The sequence below is a fragment of the Thermodesulfobacterium hydrogeniphilum genome (genome assembly GCF_000746255.1).
Classification (GTDB): Bacteria; Desulfobacterota; Thermodesulfobacteria; order Thermodesulfobacteriales; family Thermodesulfobacteriaceae; genus Thermodesulfobacterium; species Thermodesulfobacterium hydrogeniphilum.
This window is the reverse complement of the sequence record NZ_JQKW01000007.1, coordinates 24749-51401: the sequence shown is the minus strand read 5'-3', so window position 1 is coordinate 51401 and position 26653 is coordinate 24749. Positions and strand designations below refer to the sequence as shown.

General features: G+C 30.3%; 29 protein-coding genes and 1 tRNA gene. 3 read left to right on the top strand and 27 right to left on the bottom strand.

From position 1 onward, the window contains the following. Window positions 1-56: 56 nt before the first annotated feature. The 4 genes from CC87_RS02585 to CC87_RS02570 all read right to left on the bottom strand — a co-directional run bounded on the left by CC87_RS02585 (window position 57) and on the right by CC87_RS02570 (window position 3441). Window positions 57-1367, bottom strand: coding sequence for a hypothetical protein (locus tag CC87_RS02585; protein WP_038055863.1), 1311 nt, complete (start codon window positions 1365-1367; stop codon window positions 57-59). Between the two features lie 311 nt (window positions 1368-1678). After that, window positions 1679-2419, bottom strand: a complete 741-nt coding sequence (locus CC87_RS02580; protein WP_051920466.1) for a UPF0280 family protein — start codon at window positions 2417-2419, stop codon at window positions 1679-1681. A 6-nt stretch (window positions 2420-2425) separates the two neighbouring features. Further along, a complete protein-coding gene (locus CC87_RS02575) occupies window positions 2426-2986 on the bottom strand; it encodes a FumA C-terminus/TtdB family hydratase beta subunit (RefSeq protein ID WP_038055861.1) in 561 nt (186 codons plus the stop codon). Further along, window positions 2986-3441, bottom strand: coding sequence for an RrF2 family transcriptional regulator (locus tag CC87_RS02570; protein ID WP_038055859.1), 456 nt, complete (start codon window positions 3439-3441; stop codon window positions 2986-2988). The genes CC87_RS02575 and CC87_RS02570 overlap by 1 nt, the downstream gene beginning before the upstream one ends. Before the next feature lie 243 nt (window positions 3442-3684). Here CC87_RS02570 and CC87_RS02565 point away from each other — a divergent pair. Both CC87_RS02565 and rho read left to right on the top strand, forming a co-directional pair. Then, window positions 3685-3757: transfer RNA gene (locus CC87_RS02565), tRNA-Asn, on the top strand. Between the two features lie 124 nt (window positions 3758-3881). Continuing rightward, on the top strand, window positions 3882-5216 hold the full coding sequence (gene rho, locus CC87_RS02560; RefSeq protein WP_038055857.1) for a transcription termination factor Rho: 1335 nt from the start codon (window positions 3882-3884) through the stop codon (window positions 5214-5216). 5 nt (window positions 5217-5221) lie between these two features. On the opposite strand, the gene CC87_RS08575 is transcribed toward rho, so the two are convergent. The 3 genes from CC87_RS08575 to exbB are packed head-to-tail and all read right to left on the bottom strand — an operon-like array spanning window position 5222 to window position 6796. After that, window positions 5222-6004 carry an energy transducer TonB gene (locus tag CC87_RS08575; protein WP_051920464.1) on the bottom strand — a complete coding sequence of 261 codons (783 nt, stop codon included), beginning with the start codon at window positions 6002-6004 and terminating at the stop codon, window positions 5222-5224. Further along, window positions 6001-6381, bottom strand: coding sequence for an ExbD/TolR family protein (locus tag CC87_RS02550; protein WP_038055855.1), 381 nt, complete (start codon window positions 6379-6381; stop codon window positions 6001-6003). Before CC87_RS02550 ends, CC87_RS08575 begins: the two co-directional genes overlap by 4 nt. Further along, entirely contained in the window at window positions 6362-6796 is a 435-nt protein-coding gene (exbB, locus tag CC87_RS02545; RefSeq protein WP_038055853.1) for a TonB-system energizer ExbB, read from the bottom strand. Before exbB ends, CC87_RS02550 begins: the two co-directional genes overlap by 20 nt. A gap of 262 nt (window positions 6797-7058) precedes the next feature. Between exbB and CC87_RS02540 the strand changes: the two genes are divergently transcribed. Beyond that, a complete protein-coding gene (locus CC87_RS02540; protein WP_038055851.1) occupies window positions 7059-7442 on the top strand; it encodes a CGGC domain-containing protein in 384 nt (127 codons plus the stop codon). Here the strand turns inward: CC87_RS02540 and holB are convergent. The 20 genes from holB to speB are packed head-to-tail and all read right to left on the bottom strand — an operon-like array spanning window position 7434 to window position 26650. Continuing rightward, on the bottom strand, window positions 7434-8378 hold the full coding sequence (gene holB / locus CC87_RS02535; RefSeq protein WP_051920462.1) for a DNA polymerase III subunit delta': 945 nt from the start codon (window positions 8376-8378) through the stop codon (window positions 7434-7436). The genes CC87_RS02540 and holB overlap by 9 nt on opposite strands. Then, window positions 8375-9637 (bottom strand): UDP-N-acetylglucosamine 1-carboxyvinyltransferase, encoded by a 1263-nt coding sequence (murA, locus tag CC87_RS02530; protein WP_038055849.1) that lies wholly within the window; start codon window positions 9635-9637, stop codon window positions 8375-8377. The genes holB and murA overlap by 4 nt, the downstream gene beginning before the upstream one ends. Continuing rightward, window positions 9619-10458, bottom strand: coding sequence for a peptide chain release factor N(5)-glutamine methyltransferase (gene prmC / locus CC87_RS02525; protein WP_038055846.1), 840 nt, complete (start codon window positions 10456-10458; stop codon window positions 9619-9621). Before prmC ends, murA begins: the two co-directional genes overlap by 19 nt. Beyond that, window positions 10458-11102 carry a class I SAM-dependent methyltransferase gene (locus CC87_RS02520; protein ID WP_051920460.1) on the bottom strand — a complete coding sequence of 215 codons (645 nt, stop codon included), beginning with the start codon at window positions 11100-11102 and terminating at the stop codon, window positions 10458-10460. The genes prmC and CC87_RS02520 overlap by 1 nt, the downstream gene beginning before the upstream one ends. A 19-nt stretch (window positions 11103-11121) precedes the next feature. Continuing rightward, window positions 11122-11865, bottom strand: a complete 744-nt coding sequence (locus tag CC87_RS02515) for an undecaprenyl-diphosphate phosphatase (RefSeq protein ID WP_038055844.1) — start codon at window positions 11863-11865, stop codon at window positions 11122-11124. An 11-nt stretch (window positions 11866-11876) separates the two neighbouring features. Beyond that, window positions 11877-12833 (bottom strand): magnesium transporter CorA family protein, encoded by a 957-nt coding sequence (locus CC87_RS02510; protein ID WP_038055838.1) that lies wholly within the window; start codon window positions 12831-12833, stop codon window positions 11877-11879. A gap of 19 nt (window positions 12834-12852) precedes the next feature. Further along, window positions 12853-14064 carry a type II secretion system F family protein gene (locus CC87_RS02505; protein ID WP_038055836.1) on the bottom strand — a complete coding sequence of 404 codons (1212 nt, stop codon included), beginning with the start codon at window positions 14062-14064 and terminating at the stop codon, window positions 12853-12855. Window position 14065: 1 nt separating this feature from the next. Continuing rightward, a complete protein-coding gene (gene guaB, locus CC87_RS02500) occupies window positions 14066-15535 on the bottom strand; it encodes an IMP dehydrogenase (RefSeq protein WP_038055833.1) in 1470 nt (489 codons plus the stop codon). Between the two features lie 35 nt (window positions 15536-15570). Then, window positions 15571-16770, bottom strand: coding sequence for a Ppx/GppA phosphatase family protein (locus tag CC87_RS02495; RefSeq protein WP_038055831.1), 1200 nt, complete (start codon window positions 16768-16770; stop codon window positions 15571-15573). Between the two features lie 6 nt (window positions 16771-16776). Further along, the gene (gene sppA / locus CC87_RS02490) at window positions 16777-17640 is read right to left on the bottom strand and encodes a signal peptide peptidase SppA (RefSeq protein WP_038055829.1); all 864 of its coding nucleotides are present in this window, start codon (window positions 17638-17640) and stop codon (window positions 16777-16779) included. A 9-nt stretch (window positions 17641-17649) separates the two neighbouring features. After that, a complete protein-coding gene (locus tag CC87_RS02485) occupies window positions 17650-19338 on the bottom strand; it encodes a S1 RNA-binding domain-containing protein (RefSeq protein ID WP_038055827.1) in 1689 nt (562 codons plus the stop codon). A 49-nt stretch (window positions 19339-19387) separates the two neighbouring features. Continuing rightward, window positions 19388-20701, bottom strand: a complete 1314-nt coding sequence (locus CC87_RS02480; protein ID WP_038055825.1) for a tRNA nucleotidyltransferase/poly(A) polymerase family protein — start codon at window positions 20699-20701, stop codon at window positions 19388-19390. Beyond that, window positions 20676-21557 carry a site-specific tyrosine recombinase XerD gene (gene xerD, locus CC87_RS02475; RefSeq protein WP_038055822.1) on the bottom strand — a complete coding sequence of 294 codons (882 nt, stop codon included), beginning with the start codon at window positions 21555-21557 and terminating at the stop codon, window positions 20676-20678. The genes CC87_RS02480 and xerD overlap by 26 nt, the downstream gene beginning before the upstream one ends. Before the next feature lie 21 nt (window positions 21558-21578). Then, window positions 21579-22103, bottom strand: a complete 525-nt coding sequence (locus CC87_RS02470; protein ID WP_038055817.1) for a ferritin — start codon at window positions 22101-22103, stop codon at window positions 21579-21581. Window positions 22104-22134: 31 nt separating this feature from the next. Next, window positions 22135-22629: a hypothetical protein gene (locus CC87_RS02465; protein ID WP_038055814.1), complete on the bottom strand. Its 495-nt coding sequence runs from the start codon at window positions 22627-22629 to the stop codon at window positions 22135-22137. Next, complete coding sequence (locus CC87_RS02460; protein WP_038055812.1) at window positions 22629-23294, bottom strand: metallophosphoesterase family protein; 666 nt, start codon at window positions 23292-23294, stop codon at window positions 22629-22631. Before CC87_RS02460 ends, CC87_RS02465 begins: the two co-directional genes overlap by 1 nt. After that, window positions 23269-24192 (bottom strand): radical SAM protein, encoded by a 924-nt coding sequence (locus CC87_RS02455; RefSeq protein WP_038055809.1) that lies wholly within the window; start codon window positions 24190-24192, stop codon window positions 23269-23271. Before CC87_RS02455 ends, CC87_RS02460 begins: the two co-directional genes overlap by 26 nt. Next, a complete protein-coding gene (locus CC87_RS02450) occupies window positions 24189-25235 on the bottom strand; it encodes a (Fe-S)-binding protein (RefSeq protein WP_038055807.1) in 1047 nt (348 codons plus the stop codon). Before CC87_RS02450 ends, CC87_RS02455 begins: the two co-directional genes overlap by 4 nt. After that, a complete protein-coding gene (locus CC87_RS02445) occupies window positions 25204-25800 on the bottom strand; it encodes an HD domain-containing protein (protein ID WP_038055805.1) in 597 nt (198 codons plus the stop codon). Before CC87_RS02445 ends, CC87_RS02450 begins: the two co-directional genes overlap by 32 nt. Continuing rightward, complete coding sequence (speB, locus tag CC87_RS02440) at window positions 25787-26650, bottom strand: agmatinase (RefSeq protein ID WP_038055803.1); 864 nt, start codon at window positions 26648-26650, stop codon at window positions 25787-25789. The genes CC87_RS02445 and speB overlap by 14 nt, the downstream gene beginning before the upstream one ends. Window positions 26651-26653: the final 3 nt, after the last annotated feature.

The window sequence follows — 26653 nt, the reverse complement described above, 5'->3', positions numbered from 1 at the left end:
TAATTTGTAGGTAAGAAAAAGGGGCTCTCTTGAGCCCCCTTTTTTTTCTTGAAAGTTTAGAACATTATCTGAGCCTGGACAAACCAGTCAGTAATATTATCTTCCAGACCATTATCATCTAAATAATCTGAAGCACCATCATCATAGTTAACATTATCCATTCCGACAGTCAAGCGAGCGGCATTTCCTACAATGTAGTAGTTTACTCCAACTCCCCAGCGGGTCGCTTCAAAATCGTCGTTGTTATACATCTTATCTGCTTCAATGTAGTCATACTTTACATAGAGAGCGGGTTTTCCAATTCCTATAACCTGGTCGTAAAGGATCTGTCCCTTAGCATACCAGTAGTAGGAATCTTCTTTTTTACTATTAGAACCTATATGGCTGTCATTCCAGTTTACATAGGCTCCTTCAAGGTTAATAACTGCACAGCCAAATCTCTTCTCCAAGTAAGCATCAACAGTCCAAGCATCAACATCAAGTTCTTCATAATCTCCACCAGGAAGTAAAGCTCCTCCCAAAACATCTCCTGTTGAACCTATGATTCCTGACTTACCTGTTGAGAAAGTAATAGATTGTGGGCCACTAACTGACACATCCTGAGTAAAATATCCTACACCAATGCTTAAAATGTCTCCTTTTTTACCAAGATAGGTGTCATGCAACCATCCTCTTGCCGATGTCTTGGTTTCGGCGTTAAAGCCAAGCATGGTTGGTGTGAACTCTACTCTTGCTGCCCAGGCAACGTTTTTTAATGGCTCGTCATCTGAAGCCTGATTGAACACACCAGCATCGTATCTAAACATTCCCTTTGCAATTTCTCCATGAAGAACCGCTCCACCTTCAGCAAGTCTTAAGAGTCCTTTTTTCCAGTATTTAAAGAGACCTTGTGGGTCATAGAGCCAGTCTGTCTGGACAATGTAGGAATAACGGGCTTCCTGCTGGTCTCTGGTGAATGGGATACGAATCTTTCCAAGTCTTAACTGAAGCTCAGGTAAAAACACTAAATTGATACCACCCTCAGAAAACTTTGCCTTACTGTCACGAGAAAGCCCTACATTCTCGTATACCTCTTTATCATAAGAACCACTTGTTACAATTTCACCGTAGAACTGAACAATGTTGTTAATCTGACCCTCAATGTTAAATCTTGCATCAACAACATCAAATACATTTCTGTTGTAATCAATTCCATATTGATCATCTTTTGCTCTGTCATCAAAGTTGTTATACCTGACCTTTGTCCAAAAGCCGAAGTTTGCAAAGGTGTCATCATCAACCTTTAATTGAACTGCCTGTGAAGAAACAGCATAACCAAGAACCAAAGCTCCTGCAACTGTTAAAACCTTCCATTTAGCTACCTTCATACCACACCTCCTTTATTTTTTTCTTTTTAAATTTACTTCTAACAAAGAGATTTTAATCATCTCTTTTTTTTTGTCAAGACTAATTTTTGTAAAATCTCCTTAAAATCTTACAATTTAAACAAAACTTTTTAATTTAAAAATTGATTATCTTTATTTATTTAATTTTGTCAAGACCGATAAAATCTAAATTTTACAAAAATTAGCTTATTTTGGACTTTTTCTTCTTTTTTATTCTTAAAAATTGAATTTTTTTGTTTTTTATCTAAAAATTACTATAATTTAGAAATGTAAAAAAATTTTTATAAATACTTTTAGATTAAAGATTCTAAACGAATATGCTTTCCCCAGATAAAAACCTTATCATTTAAAATACCCACTATTCCCAGCAAATCTCCTATTTTCTCAGCTCTTGTCAAAATTTTTTTAAAATCCTCAGCTCTTTTAAAAACATTTCCAAAAGAAGTGGCAAGGGCATCTGCTATAGCAGTATCTTTATGAACAACTGTTAAAGCATCTGCTTTACCCAAACTGAGACTATGCCCTATTTTAGCTGAGGAAGTGCAAACTCCACAGGGCATAAGCTCTTTTTTAATCAACAGAGCAATTTTCCCAGAAAAGGGAGAATCCCCTGCAAACAAAGCAACCTTTGCGTCCTTTTTAAGTGATAAAAAAATATCACCGCCATTTTCTACTGCTACCTGAGAAGTAAGTCTATTTTCTAATAACATTTTTCCCACTCTCTCTGCGATCGCTCCTGCTACAGAAGCCATAGGGCCAACCTTTGCAATTTTCCCAGCTTTAAGCATGATCTTAACAATTTCAGGGGCTTTAGGATCAAAAGGCAAAGGGATTAGAGATTTTAAAAATTCAGGATTTTTAATTATATAGGCTTCAAGAGGGAAACGGATTTCTTTTATTATAGAAAGGGCTTCAGAAACGAGTTCTTTTTCTGCTAAAATCTGCAGATCTGTTTCTTTATAAACTACACGGAACTTTTTGAGAGGTGTAGAAACTAAGGTGCGATAAAAAGGAATAGCTGAATATTTATTCATAGAAAATTATACAGAATAGAAATCATCACCATAAACAGAATTGATTACTATAGCAGGAAATCTTTCCACTTTTATGCGAAAAAAGGCTTCAGGACCGAGATCAGACCAAGCAAGAGGTTCTATTTTTTCAATAAATTGAGAGAGAAAAGCACCTGCTCCTCCAAAAGTGGCAAAATAAACAGCTTTATATTTCTTCAGAAGTTCTATTACCTGAGGTGATCTTTTACCTTTTCCAATAGTTGCTGCCAAACCAAGTTTTAAAAAAAACTCCATATAAGCATCCATTCTACCTGAAGTGGTAGGGCCTGCAGAACCGATGATTTTTCCAGGTGGAGGAGGAGTTGGACCTACATAATAAATAGCTTGATTTACAAAATCAAAAGAAAAAGAACCATTCTTTATAGCCTGTATAAGTTTGCGATGGGTAGCATCTCTTCCACAAAGGACCCAACCTGAAATAAGAACAGGATCTCCTGCCCGGAGATCCTGCAAAACATTCTTATCTTCTAAAGGAAATTTTAGTTTGTAGGCTTTGTCAAATAGCTCTTTATAAGAGCTTAGAGACATTAACAACAACCTGCAGTAATAGTTTCTATAAGTTTCTTTTTATCTTTTTCAGTTTCTACTTTTAAAAGATCCCCTAATCTAACCTGTTTTAATAAACATTCAATATACTGAGCTATCTTTTTCCAGATAGGATAAGCTACACATTCCTCTACTTCATCACATCCTTCGCCTGGGTCAATACAGGAGGCAATACAAACAGGACCTTCAAGAGGCTCCAAAATGTCATAAAGAGAAATCTCTGAAGGATCTTTTCTTAAAACATACCCCCCACCAGGACCACGAGAAGATTTAATAAGCCTTGCTTGCCTTAAACGGTTTAAAATTTGTGCTAAATAAACACGAGAAATGTTTTGATTTACTGAAATTTCCTCTAAGGTAACTCCATTAGGGTATGCTTTGGCAATTTCATACATAGCTCTAACTGCATATCTACCTTTTGTTGAAAGTTTAAACATAACCCTCCCCTTTTTTAGTTTTTTTCTTATTTTATATACTTATCTTATTTTAATATAAATTTAAAATATATCAAGATATTTTGAAAATTTTTTAATTTTTTATTTTCTAAAATGGACTAAAGTATAATATTAATTTGGATTTTAGCAAGAGGTTTAATTTTCAAATTTTTAAAATTAAAATTGTAATTCTGCGACCTCTTGACAAAAAAAGAAAACATTTTATTATTTTAATGTAGCTAAAATTCCCCGGTAGCTCAATCGGCAGAGCGGTGGGCTGTTAACCCATAGGTTGCAGGTTCGAGTCCTGCCCGGGGAGCTTTTAAAAATCTTATTAAGAAATTTTATCTTGAACAGATAATCCTTACTTTAAGGTTCTCAAATGTCTAAAAAGCTTTCTAAATTTTTAATATAAAGCAAATAAATCACAAAAGGAGCTAAGTATGACTGAAGTTCAAAATGAAAAAGATAAATTAAATATTGAAATTTTGACTGAAGAGGTTTTAGAAGAACTTGGAACCCCTGTATATCTTTCTGAATTAAGAAGAAAAACTTTAACAGAGTTATACAAATTAGGAGAAAAATTAGGCATAGAAAATATTTACAATTTTTACAAAAAATCAGATGTTATTTATCAAATTATAAGTACTTTACTTAATAAAGGAGTGGAGGTTATAGTAGAAGGTGTTTTGGAAGTTCTTCCTGAAGGCTTTGGATTTCTCAGATTTAATGATTATAATTATCTTCCAAGCTCTGAAGATATCTATGTTTCCCCTCCTCAAATAAGAAAATTTGGTTTGAAAACAGGGGATACTATTTTTGGTTATATTCGTCAACCCAAAGAAGGAGAAAAATACTTTGCATTAGCAAAGATAGAAAAGGTTAATTATTTTCCTCCGGAGATTGTTAGAACAAGAACCCCCTTTGATCATTTAACTCCTGTACATCCTAATGAATGGTTACGCCTTGAAACCGCGCCTGATAATTATTCTACAAGAATAATAGACCTTTTTGTTCCTATTGGTAAAGGTCAAAGAGGTTTAATTGTAGCCCCTCCAAGAACAGGTAAAACTGTTCTTCTACAAAATATAGCTAATGGTATTGTCAATAATTATCCTGATATTCATCTTATCATTCTTCTTATTGATGAAAGACCTGAAGAAGTTACAGAAATGCAAAGAATTGTTCCAAGAGCTGAAATTATAAGTTCTACTTTTGATGAACCACCTCAAAAACATACTCAGGTGGCTGAAATTGTTATTGAAAAAGCTAAAAGATTAGTAGAATGCAAATATGATGTGGTAATACTTCTTGATAGTTTGACCCGTCTTACAAGGGCTTACAATGTAGTTGTTCCTTCCAGTGGAAAACTCCTTTCTGGTGGAATTGATGCCAATGCATTACACAAACCTAAAAGATTTTTTGGAGCAGCTCGTAATATAGAAGAAGGCGGTAGCTTAACCATCATAGCTACCTGTTTGATTGATACTGGTAGCAGAATGGATGAGGTGATTTTTGAAGAGTTTAAAGGAACAGGAAATATGGAAATAGTATTAGACAGAAGACTTGCAGATAGAAGAATATGGCCTGCTATTGATATCCATCTAAGTGGAACCAGAAAGGAAGAACTTCTTTTACCTTCTGATATACTTCATAAAGTATGGTTGTTAAGAAAAGTCCTTTCACCTTTAAGTCCTGTAGAGTGTATGGAATTTTTAATTGAAAAAATGAAAGATACCAAAAATAATGAAGAATTCTTAAGCAAAATGAATCAGTAAAATCTCTATTCTAATTTATAAATTATTGGTAATTTTATTTTTACATCTACAGGTGGAACAGGAAAATATTTGGAACATCTTTTAATAGTTTTTAAAGCATTCTCATCCAGTATTTTATAACCTGAAGATTTTTCCACTTTTAAATATTTTATTTCACCATTTCTTGTTAACAAAAAAGAGATTAACACCTTTCCTTCCCAGCCCATTCTGCGAGCAACAAAAGGATATTTTATATTTTTTTGAACAATTTTAGAAATGATATGAAATTTTTCCAATAAAAATCTATCACCTATTCCTTTTGCTCTACTCTTTTTACCTTTACCCCCTCCTATATTTTTTTCTGAACCAGTTTCATTTCCTGTTTCTGAAACTCCTGAATTTTCTTTTAAATCTGTCACGCTTTTATCCGAATGGGGATTTGCTTCTACTCCCTTAGATATAGAATTAGAAGTGAGACTCTTTTTTATATATCCAACTTTAGGTTTTTCTTTAATTACAATTTGCTTCTTTGCTATAGGCCTGGGTTTTAAAAAAGCCTGTTTCATAAAGGTGTTTTTTTTAGATACTTTTTTAAGCTTTTCTTTTTTTACAATTTTTTTTCTTTTAAACTGTCTTTTCCCTCTTCCTGATCCCTGAGACTTATCTTTTAAAACAGAAAACAATTCCAGATTTAGCTCAATATATTTAGAAGAAACATTATTAACTTGTGCTTTAACTAAAAGAATAAATAAAAAGATTAAAGAAAAATGAATAAATATGGAAAAACTTAAATATTTTAACTTTATCATTTCGTTAATTCTGTTTTTATAAGAACTCTCTTTAATTCGTGTTTTTTTAAAATATCCAAAATTTCCACTAATTTCTGAATTTTGGCTGATTTATCAGCAAAGATAGAGATTTGAGATTCTTTATCCAAACTTGCTATCACCTGATCTAATCCATTTAAGTCAAGTTTTCTCTTTTCAAAATAAATCTCTCCTGTTTTGGTTAAAGTTATTTGATAAGCTTTGACATTTTTAGTTTCTGCATATTTAGATTGGGGTAAACTAACAGGAATACTTCCTTGCACAATAAAAGTTGCTGTAACTAAAACAATAGTTAAAAGAACTAACATTATATCTACTAAAGGAATAACATTTATATAATCAAACTCTTTTTCTTCCATTTTCTATCTCCCAGAGAGCTATTTTTTCTTTTACTTTTCTTAAAAGATAATTATACAAAGCTGTAGATGGGATTGCTACCAATAATCCTACAGCAGTAGCTTTTAAAGCCAAAGCTAAACCCACCATAATTTTTTTACTGTCAACAAGACCTTGCTGTCCTATAGTATAAAAGGTAAGCATTATACCGAGAACTGTTCCAAGAAGTCCTATATAAGGAGCATTGGCTCCTATAGTAGCTATAATATAAAGACCTTTAGTAAGATCAATTTCTAACTCTTTAACTGAGGTAAAATTTTTAATATCTATCTTTTTGTAATATCCTATTCTTTCTATACCTATAGCTACAGAAATTATACTCATCAAAATTAAAACTCCGATAACTCCATAATCAACTAAAAGCTTTAAATACTCCATCCTCTTACTCCTTTTTGTATCTGATATAATTTTATGTTTGTAACATAAGTTTTGTTTTTATCAATAATTTTCTAAAAATTTTATCATATTATTTTTTAATTGTGCAAATTTTTTATTATTTTAGGAATATTTTTTAAAGTTTTTTGTTATTTAATTTTATTTCATTAAAAATTTTTCTAAATTTTGCTTGATTTTTTATACAAGTCTATTAAAATTGATTATTAGAACTATTTTAAATTAAATTTGTAAAGGAGGTATAGAGATGAAAAAGATAGTTCTTGTCAAATGCAAAATGATTTCTGACCAAAATTTATGTCCAGGAGATGCAAAATGTTTTGTAGCTTTGAGTCGTAAAGAAGGAGAATTTGCGAGATATAAGGATGAAGGAGCTGAAATAGTAGGAATTGTAGATTGTGGAGGATGTGAGGGGAACAAAAATAGAGTAATTTGTAGTTTAGCTCTTGTAAAACTACAGTTAGCTGCTTTAGGAGAAAAAGTTGATGCTGTGCATATTGGAACATGTATTATGAAGTTCTGTAAAAGAAAAGATGACTTAATTGCAGCTATAAAAGAAAAAGCAGGGGTTGAGGTAATAGAAGGATCCCATCCTTATGCACCTGCTTCTATATTTGGAGATTTAAAATAACTGAAGAATAAGATTGTAAAAGGTTAATTCAGGCTTAGCGTATTTTTCTAAAGCTTTTTTAGTTTCGTAAATTATTTGTAAAGCATTATAGGGGTTTTTTGTATAAATTTCTTCAGGAAAAGCTTGAGGATAGGGATAGTTTATTTTTTCTTTTAAATAGGATCTCCAAATCCATACAGAAATTACATAAAAAAAAGCCTCCAAATCTTGCAGATTATAACTTGCTAATCTTTCTGCTACTCTAAATTTTAATATGGCATTTTCTGAAAAACCAGCTTTAACAAAACTATTTAATTCCTCTAAAACACCTTTCTCTGCAATTTCTATGGCTCTACCTAAGCTACCCTGAGAAATATCTGCTAATGTTTCAGCTACTTTTTCTTCAAAAAAAAACCTCTTTTTTAGAACCTTAGCAATTGTTGTTTTTGGTAAACTTCTAAATTTTACTATTTGGGAACGAGAAACTATAGTAGGTAAAAGCTGAGTAAAATTTTCTGACAATAAAATAAAAATCACATAAGAAGGAGGTTCTTCCAAGGACTTTAATAAAGCATTAGCTGCTTCTAAATTCATTTTTTCTGCTTCTTTTATAAATATTACTTTATATTCTGCTTCTAAAGGTCTATATTTAATAAAATTGATTATTTCTCTTATCTGTTTAATAGTTATTTCTCTTTTTTCAGGAAAAATTTTCAAAATATCAGGATGTATTTCTTTATCTATTTTTTTACAACTCAAGCAAGTCCCACAAGGATTCTCCTTATTTTCTTTGCAAAAAAGATGAAATAAAAAAGCCCAAGCAGTTGTTTCTTTTCCTACTCCTTTAGGACCTGTAAAAAGATAGGCATGAGAAAGACGACCCTTTTTTAAAGCTAAAGATAAAAGATTAACAGCTGGACCTTGATTAAAAATGTCTTTTAAATTTTTTACCTTCATATCACTTCAATTTTTATATCTGCTCCTAATTTAGAAAGTTTTTCTATTATATTTTCATAACCTCTTTCTATAAGTTCTACATTATAGATAGTAGTTGTATTATCTGCACAAAGACCTGCTAAAAATAAAGCAGCTCCTGCTCTTAAATCTGTAGCTTTTACAGGAGAGCCTGCTAAAGGTGTAGGGCCTGTAATAATAGCAGTTCTATCCTCAACCTTAATATTAGCTCCCATACGATTAAGTTCATATACATAAAGAAATCTATTTTCAAAAAGATTCTCTGTAATAAAAGAGAGTCCTTGAGCTTGGGTCAAAAGGACTGCAAAAATAGGCTGCAAATCTGTAGGAAAACCCGGATAAGGTGCAGTAATTATCTTACAAGGATTTAAAATTCCCTTTCTTTTTACTAAAATGGATCTTTTATCTATTTCTTTTATAGTTATCCCTATTTCTTGCAATTTCAAAAGTGGAGTCTCTAAGTATTCTTTTTTGACATTCTTAACTACCACTTCATTTTCTTCTAAAAGTGCTCCTAATACCAAATAAGTTCCTGCTTCTATTCTATCCGGAATAATTTCTATATTAACTGGTTTTAATTTCTTTTTTCCTCTAATATATATTGTATCCTCTCCACAGCCTTTTATATCAGCTCCCATTTTTTTTAACATTTTCCCTAAAAATACCACTTCAGGTTCTTTTGCAGCGTTTTTTATAACAGTTTCTCCTTCAGCTAAGGTTGCTGCCATCATAAGATTTTCAGTAGCTGTTACAGAAGGAAAATCTAAAACTATCTCACAACCTTTTAATTTATTTGATTTAACAATCAAATTTCCATGTTTTAATTTTATATCTGCTCCCATAAGAGTAAGACCCTTTTCATGGAAATCTATAGGTCTTTTTCCTATTTTACAACCTCCTGGAAGAGGAACTTCAGCTTCTCCAAAAGCACTTACTAAGGAACCCAAAAATAAAACAGAAGCTCTTATCTGACTGGCAAGTTCATAAGGTACAGAAACATTATTTATATTTTGAGTATTAATTTTTAATTCATCCTTTTCAAAATTAAAATCAGCTCCTAAGTGTTTTAAAATTTTTAACATACAAAATACATCTCTTACCTTAGGAACCTTTTTTAATTTATAAATACCAGGAGCTAAAAGTGTAGCAGAAATAGCTGGTAATACAGCGTTTTTAGCTCCACTTACTTCTATTTCTCCTTTTAAAGGTTTTTGCCCTTTTACTATATACTTTCTTTCCATGCCACAACCACCCTCTTGTAATTTCTTAAATCTCTATGAAATTTATATTTCCAATTATACTTTTTTAAAAGCCCCTGTATCTCTTCTGATTGATTATATCCCATTTCAAAAATTAAAAAACCGTTATTTTCTAAATAGTCATGAGATTTTTTTAAAAGCATTTCTTGATATTCTGTTCCTTTTTCACCTGCAATCAGGGCTTCTTTTGGCTCAAAAAATTTAACCTCCTTTTCTAAATCCTTCCATTCTTTTTCAGAAAGATAAGGTGGATTTGATATTATAACCTTGAATTTACATCTTTCTCCTATAGGATTAAACCAGTTTCCTTTTATTAAAGACAATCTCTTTTCTACTTTATATTCTAAGGCATTTTTTCTGCTTAATTTTAAAGCCTTAAAATTTATATCTATCCCAAAAGCTTGGATTTCAGGTCTTTCCAGAAGCAAGGTGATAGAGATTATACCTGAACCTATACCAAGCTCCAAGATTCTACCTTTTTTTATATTTAAATCTAAAAACGCCTGAATTAATATCTCTGTATCCTGTCTTGGAATAAGAACTCCTTCCTCTATATGAAATTTTCTTCCCCAGAAATAGACTTCTTTTAAAATATAAGGTAAGGGTTTTTTATTTTGTCTTTCTTTAAGAATTTTAAAAAACTTTTCTTCAGATATCTCTTTATCTAAATAAAGATAAACCTGTAAAGGAGCTACTTTTAAAATATAAGCTAAAATTAAAAGAGCTTCCCATTTAGCATAATCTTCATCTTCTATTTTAGAAAGAATTTCTTGAGCATGCCTAAGAGCTGAAGAAACTTTCATTAATTCTTTTTAAAAATAAGCTTGTTAAGAATTATTTCTGTAGTGCCATCTTCTCCTTTAATTTTTCTTATACTGGTCAAAATTTCAAAATCCTGCTGAGCATAATATAAAAAAGGAACAAGCACTCTTTTCCTATCAGAAGAATGAGATAAAATAACCTCTCCCTGATCAGAAAGATATGTTTTAAAAAGATTTATTAAAGGTTGGAATAAGCTTTTTTTAAATACTACTTCTGCTCCTATAATAATATCATATTTTCCTGAAAGTTTAGGATTTCTCCAGTCTAAGATTTCGGTTTCAATTTCTAAATTGTTTTCCTTAGCTGATAATTCTATAAATTTTAAAGGCATTTCTTCATAGTCTGTAGCTAATACTTTATGTCCAAAACCTGCACCTACAATACTGGGGATTCCAAGACCAGCTCCCAGTTCTAAAATTTTTTTTGAAGGCTCTAAGGTAGCTATATAATCTGCTAAAACAAGGCTTGCCTCCCAAACCTTAAACCAAAAAGGAAATTTTTCTACTTCTAAAAATGGATCTCCCTGAAATATATCTTCAAGTTTAGAAGGTCGCACAATCTCAAAAGTTTTTCCTCTTATAGTAACTTTTTCTTTTTCTAAGGTAATTTTGCTAATATCAACCATTTTTCCTCCTAAAATTTTTTTAAATTAATAATACCAATATTATAGTTCCTAAGATTATTCTGTAAATTACAAAAGAATAAAGAGAATAACGTTTTAAAAAGGGAATTAAAAAGGCTATAGCTAAGAAACTCCAGATAGTTGAAGAAATAAAGCCAGTTAGAGCTAAATCTAAAGAAATAGTGTTAGTTTTAAGCAGTTTCAGGCCTTCATATAAACCTGCTCCTAAAATAAGAGGAGCACCCGCTAAAAATGAGAATTTAGCTGCTATATCTCTTCTCAATCCAGTTAAAAGACCTGCTGAAATAGTAATACCACTTCTTGAAGTTCCAGGAATCAAAGCTAAAGCCTGCGCACATCCTATAAATAAAGCTTTTTTATAATTTAAGTCTTTTATATCTTCTTGTTTTTTTCCTAAAATTTCTCCTAAAATCATAGGAATACTCATAATAATCAAACTAAAAGCTACTATTATAGGTATTCTCAAATAGGTTTCAACAAAGTGTTCCAAAGCTAAACCTGCAATACCACCGGGAATAGCTGCTAATAAAATAAACCATTTATAATCCCATATTTCTTTTAAATCCCTCCAAAAATAAACCAGAATTGCTAAAAAAGAGCCAAGATGCATAAAAGCATCTACAGATAGATTAGAACTGATATGAAAAAACTTTTCTGCTAAAATTAAATGTCCAGTGCTTGAAATCGGAAGGAATTCAGTTAAACCTTGAATTAATCCCAAAATAAAAATACCTAAGAAAGTCATTCATATAATCCTTAAATATATTTCTTTTTTCTAAATATAATAAATAAACCTATAATTAATACTAAAAGAAAAATATTGATTATATAAAAAGCATAAGGAGTTCCTTTTAAAGGGGGCAAGTCTTGAAACGGGAGAGGTATATTCATTCCATACATGCCATAAATAATATTAGGAATAGAGAACAATATAGCTATACTTGTTAAAAATTTCATAACAACATTGAGATTATTATTAATAACTGAGGCATAGGCATCCATTGTTCCTGAAACAATATTTAAAAATATTTTAGTCATTTCTATAGCCTGTTTGGTTTCTATTTGAACATCCTCTAATAACTCCATATCATCTTCTGTTAAACGAATGTATCTTCCACTCTGAATTTTAGTGAGAACTGTGTCATTTCCCTGCAAAGAAGTGTTAAAATAAGTAAGTGTTTTTTCAATACTAAGCATTTTTAAAATTTCTTCATTTTCTATGGATTTAAAAATTTCTTCTTCATACTCTTCTAAAACCTTGTCAATCTGTCTTAAAAATTTAATATAAAGGGAACTCACTGCTAACATAAAATTTAAAAGAAAATGAACAGGATTTTTTAAATCAAAAATTTTGCTTTTATTAGCCAAAGCAATAACCTCATCAAAAATAGGATGATCCTTTAAGCATACTGTTATAATATTTTCTTCTGTTAAAATAATACCAATAGGAATAGTCTCATATTTAACAAACAGACCCTTAGAAATTACCTCAGGAACTCTTAAAATTATTAAAATTTGCTGTTCCTCTTTTTCTATTCGTGATCTTTCTTCTTCATCCAAAGGATATCTTAAAAATTCAGGAAAAATTTGAAATTTTCTTTCTATATAAGATAACTCTTCCTCTGAAGGGTTGAATAAACATATCCAGGTATAAGGCATGAACTTTTCAGCGGGAAGTAAAATTCCGTTTTCAGATTTATAAATTCTGAACATAAAAACCTCTGGAAAATTATTACATTCCTCCGATTACTTCTCCAAGTTTGAAAATAGGTAAATAAAGAGCTATCAATATTCCACCTACCACCACTCCAAGAACCACAATTAAAATAGGCTCTATCAAAGTAGATAAAGTATTTACCATTCTATCCACTTCATCTTCAAAAAAGTCTGCAACTTTATTTAACATATCTTCCAATTTACCTGAAAGTTCTCCTACTCTTACCATTTCTACCATCAAATAAGGGAAAACCCCTGTATAAAACATAGGATCAGCTATAGACTGACCAGCTGAAACATTTATTCTGATCTCTTCCATAGCTTTTGCTATAACCATGTTTCCTGAGGTTTCTCCAGCAATATTAATAGCCTGTAATAAAGGAACCCCTCCTCCTACCAAATTAGCTAAGGTTCTGGCAACTCTTGCTACTGCTGATTTATGAAATAATTCTCCTATCAAAGGTAAATGTAGCAAAATTTTATCAGTATTATATCTTCCTTTCTCAGTATTACGATAATACCTTATTCCTAAAAATGAACCTATAGCCAAAATGATAAAAAACATCAAAATTTTACCAAAATTCCTGCTAATATTAATTAAAATCTGGGTAGGTAAGGGTAAAGCATGTCCTGCAGATTCATATATTTCTGCAAATTTAGGAATAACAAAGATCATAATGATAGAAATAACTGTTATAGTAACTGCCATAATTACAGAAGGATAAACCATAGCATGTTTAACTTTACTTTTTATAGCCATAATTTTTTCTAAATGAAGCGCCAATCTTTTAAGAACCTCATCTAAATTACCACTTGATTCTCCTGATTTAACCATCTGTATATAAAGCTTATCAAAAACTTTAGGATATTCTGCTAAAGCATCACTTAAACTACTACCTGTTTCAACTTTTGTTTTTATATCCTTTAAAACTTCTTTAAAATAAGGATTCTTTTGCTGTTCTACCAAAACCTCTAAACTTTTTACAATAGGTAATCCTGCTTCAAGAATAACAGAAAACTGGCGTGTAAAAACAGTTAAGTCTCTATCAGAGACCCTTTTTCTTCTAAATAAAGCACGAAAAAAGGATTCTTTTTTAATATTAATTTTTATAGGAGTAATATTAAGGCGTCTTAAATAGACTTCTACAAGCTGTGGATTAGGTGCTTCTAAAACCCCTTTTCTTATTTCACCTGTGGCGGATTTTCCACGCCATTCATACAAAGGCATATTATTTTCCTATCCAATAATTAGGTGCTTCTCTTATAATAATAACATCATGAACATGGCTTTCTCTATACCCAGCAGGTGTAATTTTTACAAATTTAGCTTTTTTCCTGAGCTCTTCTATATTTTTGCAACCACAATATCCCATTCCTGATCTTAAGCCACCTATTAATTGATAAATCATATTTGAAACAGGTCCTCTATAAGGGACTTTACCTTCTATACCTTCTGGAACAAATTTGGATAAATCCTCAGCTTCTTGACCGTACCTTTCTCTTCCTCCTCTTTTTTGCATAGCAGATAAAGAACCCATACCTCTATAAATTTTATAGGTTCTTCCTTCATAAAGAATAGTTTCTCCTGGAGCTTCCTCTGTTCCAGCAAAAAGATTTCCTATCATAACAACATGAGCTCCAGCAGCTATAGCTTTTACTACATCTCCTGAAAATCTAATACCTCCATCAGCAATGACAGGAACTCCATACTTTTCAGCTATTACAGTGCAATTGTGAATAGCTGTTAGTTGAGGAACACCTGCTCCTGCTACAACTCTTGTAGTGCAAATAGAACCAGGACCTATTCCTACTTTTATCCCATCTGCTCCAGCTTTTATTAAAGCCTCTGCTCCTTCAGGAGTTGCTACATTACCTGCTACTAACTGACAATCAGGAAAATGATATTTTATCTCTATAATAGTTTCTATAACATTTTTAGAGTGTCCATGTGCAGAATCTATAAAAAGAACATCTGCCCCTGCTTTAAGAAGTTTTTCTGCCTGCTCTAACCTGTTCTTACTCACTCCTATAGCTGCTCCAACTCTAAGCCTTCCAAGCTCATCCTTACAAGCATTGGGATATTTTTTTATTTTTTCTATATCTTTAATAGTAATTAATCCTTTTAAACAATAATCATCATCTACTATTAAAAGCTTTTCAATCCTTTGAGCATGTAAAATTTTTATAGCTTCTTCTAAACTTATACCAGGTTTAGCTGTTATTAAATTTTCTTTGGTCATTACTTCTTTAACAGGTTTATCAAAATTGGTCTCAAATCTCAAATCTCTATTAGTAATAATTCCTACTAATTTCTTATTTGAGCCCTCTACTACAGGAATTCCAGAAATTTTGTATTCTGCCATTAAATTTAAAACCTCTTTAATAGGGGTATCAGGAGTTACAGTAACAGGATCATAAATCATACCACTTTCGGATTTCTTAACCTTTTCCACCTCTTTAACCTGCTCCTCTAAACTCATATTTCTATGAATAACCCCTAAACCACCCTCTCTTGCCATACTGATAGCCATGCGACTTTCAGTAACTGTATCCATAGCAGCAGAAATTAAAGGTATATTAAGTTTGATTTTAGGAGTGACATAAGTTGTTACATCTACTTCTTTTGGTAAAACTTCAGAATAAGAAGGAACAAGTAATAAATCATCAAAAGTATAAGCTTCGTAAAGGATTTCTAACATGTAGAAACTCCTTTCTATTAAAAATTGGTAATTTTTCAGTAATTATACTCCTCAATTAAAGAAAGTAAAGCTCCTTCCAAGATTCCATACTCGCTTAATACCAAAGAATCTTTCTGAAAATGATCTAAAATACAAGAGTATATTAAAAGACCAGGAAGAGCTATATCTTCCCTACCTTTTTCCATACCCTTAATCCTTTTAAGCCTTTCTAAATCAGAACTACTAAGTTTTTTTATCAAAGCTTCTAAACGTTCCTTAGTAACTCTATGCCCATGCAACCTTTCCAATACATAAGATTTAAGCTTTAAATCAAGACTACCTAATAAACTGGCAGAACCTCCTGTAATAATTATTTCTTCTAATTCTGTTTTAGGAAGCTCTGAAAGCTTTTCTTTTATATACTCTTTTATAGATTTGACAGCTCTGTGATTAACTGGGTACCTTAAATTAAAAATATCTTTTAAAGTTACTACCCCTAAATCTAAACTTTTCACACTCACCTTTTCTCCGTTTTTTATATAACTAAACTCTGAGGATCCTCCTCCTACATCAATAGTAAGAAAATTTTTTATATTTAATCTTAACCCTTCTAAACCATATTTTATACCCTTAAAAGAAATCTCTGCTTCTTTTTCAGGAGATATTATTTTTATATCAATTCCTATTTCTTTTTTAACTTTTTTAATAAATTCCTCTTTATTCTCCGCCTTTCTAAAAATAGCTGTTCCTATAGCTTTATAAGTTTTAACCTCGTATTTATCTAAAACTTCTTTAAACTTCTTTAAACTCTTTAACCCTTTTTCAAAAGCTTGTGGAGAAATCTTCCCATTTATACTTAATCCTTCTCCTAATCTAACATTTTCTTTTTCTCTAATTAAAAAATAAACTCTTTTATTAAAAAATTTCCCTAAGCAAAGTCTAAAACTCTGAGTACCCAAATCCAGAGAAGCAATAAAAGGAGTATTTAAACGTTCTTTAAATTCCTTACCCAATTTAAATAAAACTCTGATTTTTTCTTTTATATAATAGCTCTGATTATTCTTGGGATTTTTAAAAATAACCCCTTTATTTTTTTTAGTATAGAAAACACCAAAATCTCTAAATTCTATCCTATTACCTTTTATCAACTCATCTTTAAGAAGCTCAAAAAATAAGGTTACAATATAATCCAGATCCTCTTTCTCTAAATCTGGAAATTTGTAACTTAATCTTTCTACTAAACTTTTACGATTCATATTTTTTTAATTAACAATATACCAAGGTTTGTAAGATAAATTTTCAGTAATAGATGAGACTTTTTCCTCTAAAAGTCTGGATAAAAATCCTTTTTTTTCAGGTAAATAAACTAATATAGCTTTTTTAATTTTAGTTATTTTTTTAGCTTCTTCTACAGCATCCCAAAAGTTTCCTATTTTATCTATTAATCCCAATTTAAAAGCTTCTTCTCCTGTAAAGATCCTTCCATCAGCAATTTCTTTTACTTTTTCTATAGGAATTTTCCTCTCTTTAGAAACAGCTCTTATAAATTGTTCATGTACTATTTTTATCTTTTTGCTTAAATATTTTCTTTCTTCAGGAGTAAGGGGTCTGTAAATAGATCCTGTATCTTTAAAAGCCCCGCTTTTTATGGTTTCTGCTTCTATACCAAGCTTTTTCAAAAGTTTTTGTAAATTGGGAATCTGTAACACCACCCCTATACTTCCTGTTATAGTTCCTGGAGAAGCAAAAATTTTATTACCTCCTAAAGCAATATAAAAACCTCCTGAAGTAGCTATATTCCCCATAGAAACTATTACTGGTTTGATCTTTCTGAGTTTTTGCAATTCCTCAAAGATTTCCTGAGAAGCTCCTACTGAACCTCCCGGAGAATCTATTCTTGCTACTACTGCCTTTATATCGCCTCTCTTTTCAAATTCTCTAATGTTCTGAAGATACTCTTCTGAGTCTGTTATAATTCCTTTAATTTTTAAAACACCTATCTTGGGTTTTCCTAAATCTTTATTTTTAAAAATAACTAATAAAGATACCAAAAAACTAATTGTAATAAAAAATACTACCAAACCTCCTATAAAAGCTAATCCATACACCAGCCATGGTCTTTTCATATTAGCACCTTAATTTATTTTTAATTTTTTAGAAAGAAGCTCTCCCAAGGTTATACCTGTAGTCTTCTGAAAATAAACCTTGTAAGCTTCTATTTCCTTGTTTTCCAAATCTTTTAAATACCTTTGATATGACAAATGGATGCGTCTTTTTTCTTGATCTAAAAGGATTATTTTACCTTTTATCTTTTCTCCTTCTTTATAATTTTCTAACAACTTATCAGACTTTTTAAATTTTGTAGAATCTTCTATTAATTCTTTTAAAGGGATAAAAGCCTGAACTTCAGGTAAAATCTCTACTATTAATCCTGTGGAAAGAACTTTTTTAATAACACCCTCTAACACATCTCCTACTTTGTATTTTTTTAAAACTTCTTCCATAGGATCAGGTTTTAAATGTTTAAGACTTAACTGTAACCTCCTTTTTTCTGGATCAATTTCTAACACCTTAGCCTGTATTTCCTCTCCCTCATTGAAAACTTTTGAAAGGTCTTCTATTCTATTCCAGGAGATATTAGAGATATGGATAAAACCATCTATTCCTTCTTTTATTTCTACAAATATACCAAAATCTATTATATTTTTTATTTTTCCCGAGATTATATCTCCTACTTTTACTTCAGAAGCAAGTTTTTCCCAGGGACTTGGCTCAAGCTTCCTTAAACTAAGAAGCATTTTTCTTTCAGAAGGTCTTAAATCAAAAATTAAGGCCTCAACTAAATCCCCTTCTTTTAAAACCTCTTCTATTTTAACTTTTTTATTCCATGTGATTTCGCTTTTAGGAATTAAACCTTCTACACCAGGCTCAACCTCTAAAAAAGCACCAAAATTGAATATCTTGGTGATCTTACCTCTTACCTTTTGACCTTCTTGATATTTTTCTCCCACTTTTTCCCAAGGATCAGGAATTAAGGCTTTTATACTAAGTTTTATTCTTTCTTTAACAGGATCAAAGGAAATAACTTTTACTCTTATCTTATCTCCTTTTTTTAAATAATTTTTGGGATCATCAAGTTTTTGCCAAGAAAGCTCTTTAAAAGGTAAATAGCCTGTTAAAACCCCTTCTAAATCAACCAAAAATCCTCCTTTTATAACATCTTTAACTGATCCCTCTAAAACACTTTCTTTTTTTATCTTCTCTATTAAATTCTCTTTTTTCTTTTTATATTCCCTTTCCAAAAGTTTTCTTCTTGATACTATAAAACTTCTGTTTTCTATTTTAAGAATATCCACTTCTAAAACTTTACCCACAAGCTCCTGTGAAGTTTCAGTTTTTTTTCTAAAATAAGATTGAGAATAAGGTAAAAAACCTGTTATTAATTCTTTATACTTTACTTGATAGCCTCCTTTAATTTCAGAAATTACTTTTACCATAATAGACTTTTTTTCTTTAAAAAAATTCTTTATTTCTTCCCATAGCTCCTTTTCTTTTAATCTTTTAAAGGATAAAATAAAAGATCCATCACTTTGTGATCTCCCTACTACTAAAGCTTGAATATGGTCATCTTCTTTTATTAATAAATTTCCTTCCTCTGTTTTAACATCAGAAACAGGAAGAAGGGCTTCTCCTTTTAAACCAATATCTATAAAAACATAATCTTCTGAAATTTTTACTACCTTTCCAGAAACAACACTCCCTATGGAAATATCAGCAGAAAATTTATTGAGATAATTTTCTAATTCTTGAACCCAATTTTCCATAAAATAAAACTCCTTTTTAAAGAATTTTAAACATTTTAAATTAAATTTCTCATTTCTTCAAGAGAAATTCTTTAACAAATTCTATTTCATCCTCTTTGTTTTTAAGATCTCCTTTTATTTTTTTAAATCTCAAGAGCCTTAAAATCTCTCCTATCCTTTTTCCTTCTTTTATACCCAATTTTTTTAAATCCTTTCCTCCAAGCTCTGGCTTGATTCTGGAATACACCTTTAAATATTTTAAGACATCATCTTTGATTTTTGAAAAATTAACAGCTAAACTCAGCATAAAATAAACAGGTAGTTTTTCTAAAAATTCTATTTTTTCTTCCAAAGTTAAGTTTTCCCAATTTTTATAATATTCTTCAAATCTTTTAAAATATTTTTTCAAATCTTCTATTTCACTTTTAGCAAAACCTAAAAGCTCAACAGATTCTAAATCACGAAAATCAATCAAACCTAAAAGAAAAAATTTCTCTTTTTCCTTTGAATTCAGCCTTTTTTCCATTTTTTTTAAAATTTCTATCATTAAATCTATATTTTCATTAACCTTAATACCAGCTTTTTCTAAAATTTTTAAATCTTGAGTAACCTGTAAAAGTTCTTTTAATTTTTCTCTTGGTTCTTTATTTAAAAAAAGTTTTAATTCATTAGAAAGTCTTGCAGGAGTAAGTTTTTTTAAAGCCTCTTTTTCAAAACATCTTTTTAATGCCTCTTTAAATTCCTTAGAGAACCCAAAATCAAATCTTACCTTATATCTTATTCCTCTAAATATTCTGGTAGGATCATCAACAAAGGAATCTAAATATAAAGGTCTTATTATGCCTTTTTCTAAATCTCTTAATCCTTTTAACAAGTCTATCAAATATCCCTCATAAGGTGGAGAAAGTCCTATTATAAGAGTATTTATAGTAAAGTCTCTTCTTAAAATATCATCTTTAAAATTAGAAGGGGTTACCTTAGGTAACTGAGCTATGCCTTCGTAAGTTTCTTTTCTTGCAGTAATAAAATCAATAAAAACCTCTTGAGAATCCAGAGCAATTTTTACTTTATAAGTCAAAAATTGAGATTTAAAAATGATTTTTCCTTTTATTCCTTGCAAAAACTCTTTTAAAAACTCTTCCAAATTTCCTTGCAAAACTATATCCAGATCTTTAATAGTTTCTTTTTTAAAACTGGTAATTTTTTGGAAATAAAAATAATCTCTTACCACTCCTCCAGCAAAATATAAAAACTCTCCTCTTTTTTTAGCAAGCTCTGCTGATCTCAAAAGAATCTCTTTAAGCTCTTTTTGAGGAGCTACAAAATTTAAAAAATCATTTAGATCTATTTTTAAAATCCTAAGCTCTGGGATGGAATTTATCATAGATTTCCTTTAATTTTTTATAATCCAGATGGGTATAAATTTGTGTAGTAGCTAAACTGCTATGACCAAGCATCATTTGAAGGGCTCTTAAATCTGCTCCACCCTGTAAAAGATGAGTGGCAAAGGAATGTCTTATTACATGAGGTGTAACTTTATCCTCAAGACCACATTTTTTAGCATACCCTTTTATAATCTGCCAAAATCTCTGTCTGGTTAAAGCTCCTCCTCTTATGTTAAGAAAAACAAAATTTTTACTTTTAGAACTTAAAAATTTAGGCCTAATATTTTCTAAATAGTTTTTTAAAAAATTTAAAGCATAATCACCTAAGGGTATAAGTCTTTCCTTAGATCCTTTTCCTAAAACCTTTACTAAACCAAGCTCTAAATTAAAATTTTCTAATTTTAAATTTACCAGTTCAGAAACTCTTAGCCCTGTAGCATATAAAACCTCAAGCATGGTTCTATCTCTATATCCTAATGGAGTATTAAGATCAGGAACAGATAAAAGCTTTTCTATTTCTTCCAGACTCAAAACTTTGGGCAGTCTTATAGGTAATTTGGGAGATTCTAAAAATAAAAAAATTTGGGTATTTATACCCTTTTCCAACTCAAGAAACTTAAAAAAACTTTTTAAACTTGAAAGTTTTCTCGCTATAGTAAAAGGATTGTAACCTCTTTTTTTTAATTCTTCCAGATATTCTTTTACTACAATAACGTCTTCTAATTTTTTATGTCCTCTTTTTTCACAAAAATCCCCAAAATCTTTTAGATCAAAACTATAAGATAAAAGTGTGTTATAAGAATAATTTTTAACAGAAATCAAATAACCTAAAAATTCATCTATCAAATTATCCATTTTTAACAAATTTTAATAAATTTATGCTTTTGTTAAAAGAAAAATCTGATTTAAATCTAAGGGTCTTTGAGATAGTTCTTTATCTAAAAATACCAGACTTTGAAGATTATCCCCAGCTATTTTAAGCTTTTCTACTATATTATTAAAAGAAGCTTCTTCTTCAACTTGTTCTGTTATAAACCATTGTAAAAAGATTTGACTAGCATTGTCCTTTTCTTCTTTAGCCAATTCCATAAGATCATTAATTCGTTTGGTTACTTCCTTTTCATGATTTAAGGCATATTCAAAAACTTCAAAAGGTGTGGAAAAACCAAAGGGAGGTTTGGGGATTTCTTCTAAAATTACTTTTCCTCCTCTTTCTAATATAAATTTATAAAATTTAGAGGCATGCATTAGCTCTTCAGCAGCCTGAGCTTTAAACCAATGAGCAAAACCATCTAAACTTTTTTCTTCAAAATAAGCTGCCATACCAATATAAAGATAAGCTGAATAAATTTCCCATTTTAACTGTTCATTAAAAGCTTTTTCTAAAACCTCTGTAAACACGATAAACCTCCTTTTTAATTTTTTTTCCGATCTATAAAGTCAGTTCTTTTAAAGTCTTTTCTACTTTAAATCCTATGGTTTCATCCTTAGAAGTAAGGGCTAAAGTTTTTAATTTAGAAATTATACCTTGTTTTTCAGAAATATTCCTATTAGGAAAATCTTCTTTTAATTTTTCTAAAGCGGCTAAAACAAGTTTTTTATCATCAAGATCTAAAAACAAAATCAAAGTTCTCCAATCCTGTGGCATACCATATTTTTCTACAAATTCTTTAGCAAGTTTCTTAAAATTTCTTGTGCCATAACTTTTATGCAAATTTTCTAAAAACTCTTGTTTTTCTAATTCAGTTTTATCTATAAAAAGCTTTTCCAGTTCTTTCAAGTATTTTTCCTTTGCTTTAAAGTCCTCTTTATGACCTGATCTTTCTGAACGTTCAAGTTTTTTTCTAATTTTACTAAAACCACTTTGATCCTTCAGTTTATCAATTTCTCTCCAAGATAATCTTTTTCTTTCATCATCTCTTGGCATTAAAACCTCCTCCTACATTTTACTTGGTAAAATTTTTTATCTGGCAACATAACTGCAGTAAGTTTTCCTCCATAAACACATCCTGTATCAATACCTATTCTATCTTCTTTTACAAAAGGTTCACTAAATGGAGTATGTCCAAAAACAACAATTTTGGAAAATCTAACATTAGCATAATAAAAACTTCCTCTTATCCAAAGTAAATCTTCTTCTGTCTGGTTTTTCAAATCTTTTTGAGGGTTTATTCCAGCATGCACAAAAAGATAATTTTCAACTTCATAAAATAGTTTAAGTTCTTTTAAAAATTTAAGGTGTTCCTCAGGGATTTCTAAATATCCATTTTTATAATAATCTCTTAAAGTTACATTTCCTCCATTATACAAAAAGATATCCACATCTTTTCCTTTTAAAAATCTTTCAAAAAGCCATTCATGATTTCCTTTAAGAGTAATAATATGCTGAGGATAATTTTTCTTTAGTTTTATGATTTTTTCTATCACACCTCTGGGAGATGGCCCTCTATCAATATAATCTCCTAAAAAAATTACTAAATCTCTTCCCCAATTCACAGGAAGAATATCCAAAAGTGCTTCCAAGCTATCTAAACAACCGTGAATATCTCCAATTGCAAAAATTTTATTATAAGAAACGGGCTCTTCTATCATCAAGCCTTTTAATACCATATTTATAAGCTAAATTCAGTGCTTTTTCCCATTCATCTTTAGTAATCATTCTATCAAGAGGTGGATATTTCCAAGCATCTCCACAGGGCCTATATTGATCCATGAGATTTAAATATGTATCCTTAGAAATTTCTTCTGATATAAATTTAATCACTTCTTCTGTTTGGGAAAGGTCTCCTGGTAAAACTAAATGCCTGATAATCAATCCTCTTTTAGCTATACCATTTTCTATAATTAGATCTCCTACCTGTCTATGCATTTCTTTAACTGCCTCTTTTACTACTTTGGAATAATTTTTAACTTTAGAAAGCTTTAAAGCTACCTTATCATCCATATACTTAATATCAGGCATATAGATATCTATTATTCCATCAAGAAGTTTTAAAGTCTCTAAGGATTCATAGCCACCACAATTGTAAACAATAGGGAGATTTAAACCCATTTCCGCAGCTATTTTTATTGCTTTTACAATAAAAGGAATTTGATGAGTAGGAGTAACTAAATTAATATTATGACAGCCCCAGACTTGTAAAATTATCATGATCTTAGCAAGATCTTCAACTTCTATAATATCTCCTTCTCCTAAATGGCTAATTTCCCAGTTTTGACAATAAACACAAGCCATATTGCAATAAGTAAAAAATATAGCTCCAGAACCATTTTGTCCCACTAAAGGCCTTTCCTCTCCAAAATGAGGACCATAGCTTGCTATTATCGGTTTATTAGTCACTCTACAAAAACCTTTTTCTCCTTCTAAACGGTTTACCTTACAGTTATTAGGACAAAGATCACAAGACCTAAATTTTTCATACAAAATTTCTATTCTTTTGTCAAGCTCTCCTGTTTCTAAAAGGTCTAAATAAGAAGGATATTTATTCATAAAAGCTCAAACCAGTGTTTTATTTGAGGAGGTCTTTTCAATAGTAAATTAAAATTTAAATAACAACCTGCACAAAAAGTAGCTAAAATATCAATATTTTCTAAATTTTTTACCCAATTCTTTTTAAACCTTCTTTGAAAACCTTCCAACCAAAGAGAAGCTTTTGGAGAACCACAGCAAAAATCTTTTATATCTAATTTATTTTTTACCAGATTAAAATCTTCTGTCAAGTGGCAAGGAAGATGAAAAATCACATCTTTTTTTTGATTTTTTAATTTTTCTATTTCTTCTTCTGCAAAATCTGATAAAAATCTATAACCAGATATAACTCTCTCAGCAAGTCTTTTAAATCTATCTTCGTAAACACTCCCTTTGAAAATTTGAGGATAAATTTTTTTAAAAATCCATAAACAAGTAGCACAAAACATGATTAAAAAACCTTTCGTTTTTTCCAGAACCTCTAAGTTCTTAAGTGCCTTTTCTTTTAGTAAAGATATGTAACCCAAATTTAAAAAAGGAGCGCCACAACACTCTACTTCCAAAGGCATGTAAGCATTTAAGTTATATTTTTCCAAAATTGAACCAAAATTTCTTAAAACTTGGGGATAAAAATATTTTAAATCACATGAATAATAAATAACTATATCTCCTTGCTTAGAAAATCTTTCCTTAAGTTTGGAATTTATTTTTCTATTTTCTACGGAAATTAAATGTAACCAATTGTTAATTTCTAAAAATATTTTTAAAGGATCTGAAGCAAATTTTTTTAAAAATTCTTTAGAAATAGAATTTTCTTTTTTTTCCTTTAAAATTTCTAAATAAGCTTCAGGAAAACTTACTTCATTAGGGCAATTTCTTTCGCATATTCCGCACATAAGACAAAAATCAAAACTTTTATGAAAAGTATCTTGCAAAAGATAAAAAATTCTTCCTCTTGGAGAAAAAATTTCTTCTTTAAAAACCTGATAAGAAGGACATAGAGGAACACATTTGCCACAACGAGTGCAGAATTTAAGAAATTCTTTTATAGTTTTTATTGGCATTCTTCTTTATTAAAAAATTATACCACCAAGCACACCATTCTGTATTTAAAATAGCCTCTAACAGCTTTTTGGCAATTGGAGTAACAAGCCTTGGTTTGGCATATTCTATCCATTTTTCTGCATAGGGGTTATTTAAATCTTTTTGTTCTTTTAACTGTATAATTAAATCTATTACATCTGCATCATGCACTAATTTTGCTTCAAGGGTTTCCATATCTCTATATTCTTTCCACAGAGTTAAAACTTCCTCTTTTAGATGAATACCTTCAAAAGCATCTTCAAATGCTCTTTTTTCATCAGCTTTGTTATAAAGTTTATTTACTGCATTAAAATCCCCTGTGCGTGTCTCATGAAGATCATGAATTAAAGCCATTTTAAGAAGTTTCTCTTTATTTACCTTTTCTCCAGAAAGCTCTGCTAAAATCCAAGCACAAAAAGCCACTCCAAAGGAATGAGATGCTATATTTTCTTTTCCTGTTCCTAAATAGGGATAACCAGTCCTTTCTATTCTTTTAAGAAATGCCACTTCAAAAAGAAGATCTGCATATTTATTAAGCTGTTTCATATTTCTTTGCTAAATAAGCCAAAACTTTAAAAATTATCTTACTTGCTATATATTCTGTAATAGGATTAATATGATCGGGTTTCACCTCTACTAAATCCATACCAATCAGATTATATTTAACCACTGATTTAAGTATTTGCAAAATTTCAAACCAGTTCAATCCTCCAGGTTCAGGAGTACCTACCCCTGGTGCAAGAGAGGGATCCAAAACATCTATGTCCAGAGATAAATATATATTTCCCTCTTTTATAAAATTTTCTATAACTTTTAAGCTTTGAGAAGGATTTTCTTTAAAATCTTTAGACCAAATTAAAGGATAATTTTCTTTTCTGATAAATTCATATTCTTCCTCGGATAAAGTTCTTATGCCTACACTTAAAATAGGAATTCCCATTTCATAAATTCTTCTCATTACTGTAGCATGATTAATTTTAGTGCCATTATATTCATCTCTAAGATCTAAATGAGCATCTAAATGCAAAATTTTTAAATCAGGATAAAATTCTTTAATAACCTTGATGCTACTTAAAGTAACGGTATGTTCTCCTCCTATGATTATAGGAAACCTTTTTAAATTAAGAGTGTCTCTTACATATTGAGAAATTTTTTTTAAAGCCATTTCTATTTCAAAGGAAAGTTCAGGAACAGGATAAGTAAAAAAACCTAATTTTTCATAGGGATTTAAAAAAACCTCTTCATCAAAAAATTCCATATTAGGACTTACTTTAAGAATTTCTATAGGTGCTTCTTTAGTTCCTTTTTTCCAAGAGGTAGTAAGCTCTAAAGGAGCTGGAATAAGGGCTACCCGTGCTTGAGGATGATCAGGTAGCCCTAAAAATGTGAGCTTCATCTC

What these genes read in the sequence shown, in the direction of transcription:
- CC87_RS02585 (WP_038055863.1), bottom strand. Translation starts at nt 1,367, where the DNA reads ATGAAGGTAGCTAAATGGAAGGTTTTAACAGTTGCAGGAGCTTTGGTT.
- CC87_RS02580 (WP_051920466.1), bottom strand. Translation starts at nt 2,419, where the DNA reads ATGAATAAATATTCAGCTATTCCTTTTTATCGCACCTTAGTTTCTACA.
- CC87_RS02575 (WP_038055861.1), bottom strand. Translation starts at nt 2,986, where the DNA reads ATGTCTCTAAGCTCTTATAAAGAGCTATTTGACAAAGCCTACAAACTA.
- CC87_RS02570 (WP_038055859.1), bottom strand. Translation starts at nt 3,441, where the DNA reads ATGTTTAAACTTTCAACAAAAGGTAGATATGCAGTTAGAGCTATGTAT.
- rho (WP_038055857.1), top strand. Translation starts at nt 3,882, where the DNA reads ATGACTGAAGTTCAAAATGAAAAAGATAAATTAAATATTGAAATTTTG.
- CC87_RS08575 (WP_051920464.1), bottom strand. Translation starts at nt 6,004, where the DNA reads ATGATAAAGTTAAAATATTTAAGTTTTTCCATATTTATTCATTTTTCT.
- CC87_RS02550 (WP_038055855.1), bottom strand. Translation starts at nt 6,381, where the DNA reads ATGGAAGAAAAAGAGTTTGATTATATAAATGTTATTCCTTTAGTAGAT.
- exbB (WP_038055853.1), bottom strand. Translation starts at nt 6,796, where the DNA reads ATGGAGTATTTAAAGCTTTTAGTTGATTATGGAGTTATCGGAGTTTTA.
- CC87_RS02540 (WP_038055851.1), top strand. Translation starts at nt 7,059, where the DNA reads ATGAAAAAGATAGTTCTTGTCAAATGCAAAATGATTTCTGACCAAAAT.
- holB (WP_051920462.1), bottom strand. Translation starts at nt 8,378, where the DNA reads ATGAAGGTAAAAAATTTAAAAGACATTTTTAATCAAGGTCCAGCTGTT.
- murA (WP_038055849.1), bottom strand. Translation starts at nt 9,637, where the DNA reads ATGGAAAGAAAGTATATAGTAAAAGGGCAAAAACCTTTAAAAGGAGAA.
- prmC (WP_038055846.1), bottom strand. Translation starts at nt 10,458, where the DNA reads ATGAAAGTTTCTTCAGCTCTTAGGCATGCTCAAGAAATTCTTTCTAAA.
- CC87_RS02520 (WP_051920460.1), bottom strand. Translation starts at nt 11,102, where the DNA reads ATGGTTGATATTAGCAAAATTACCTTAGAAAAAGAAAAAGTTACTATA.
- CC87_RS02515 (WP_038055844.1), bottom strand. Translation starts at nt 11,865, where the DNA reads ATGACTTTCTTAGGTATTTTTATTTTGGGATTAATTCAAGGTTTAACT.
- CC87_RS02510 (WP_038055838.1), bottom strand. Translation starts at nt 12,833, where the DNA reads ATGTTCAGAATTTATAAATCTGAAAACGGAATTTTACTTCCCGCTGAA.
- CC87_RS02505 (WP_038055836.1), bottom strand. Translation starts at nt 14,064, where the DNA reads ATGCCTTTGTATGAATGGCGTGGAAAATCCGCCACAGGTGAAATAAGA.
- guaB (WP_038055833.1), bottom strand. Translation starts at nt 15,535, where the DNA reads ATGTTAGAAATCCTTTACGAAGCTTATACTTTTGATGATTTATTACTT.
- CC87_RS02495 (WP_038055831.1), bottom strand. Translation starts at nt 16,770, where the DNA reads ATGAATCGTAAAAGTTTAGTAGAAAGATTAAGTTACAAATTTCCAGAT.
- sppA (WP_038055829.1), bottom strand. Translation starts at nt 17,640, where the DNA reads ATGAAAAGACCATGGCTGGTGTATGGATTAGCTTTTATAGGAGGTTTG.
- CC87_RS02485 (WP_038055827.1), bottom strand. Translation starts at nt 19,338, where the DNA reads ATGGAAAATTGGGTTCAAGAATTAGAAAATTATCTCAATAAATTTTCT.
- CC87_RS02480 (WP_038055825.1), bottom strand. Translation starts at nt 20,701, where the DNA reads ATGATAAATTCCATCCCAGAGCTTAGGATTTTAAAAATAGATCTAAAT.
- xerD (WP_038055822.1), bottom strand. Translation starts at nt 21,557, where the DNA reads ATGGATAATTTGATAGATGAATTTTTAGGTTATTTGATTTCTGTTAAA.
- CC87_RS02465 (WP_038055814.1), bottom strand. Translation starts at nt 22,629, where the DNA reads ATGCCAAGAGATGATGAAAGAAAAAGATTATCTTGGAGAGAAATTGAT.
- CC87_RS02460 (WP_038055812.1), bottom strand. Translation starts at nt 23,294, where the DNA reads ATGATAGAAGAGCCCGTTTCTTATAATAAAATTTTTGCAATTGGAGAT.
- CC87_RS02455 (WP_038055809.1), bottom strand. Translation starts at nt 24,192, where the DNA reads ATGAATAAATATCCTTCTTATTTAGACCTTTTAGAAACAGGAGAGCTT.
- CC87_RS02450 (WP_038055807.1), bottom strand. Translation starts at nt 25,235, where the DNA reads ATGCCAATAAAAACTATAAAAGAATTTCTTAAATTCTGCACTCGTTGT.
- CC87_RS02445 (WP_038055805.1), bottom strand. Translation starts at nt 25,800, where the DNA reads ATGAAACAGCTTAATAAATATGCAGATCTTCTTTTTGAAGTGGCATTT.
- speB (WP_038055803.1), bottom strand. Translation starts at nt 26,650, where the DNA reads ATGAAGCTCACATTTTTAGGGCTACCTGATCATCCTCAAGCACGGGTA.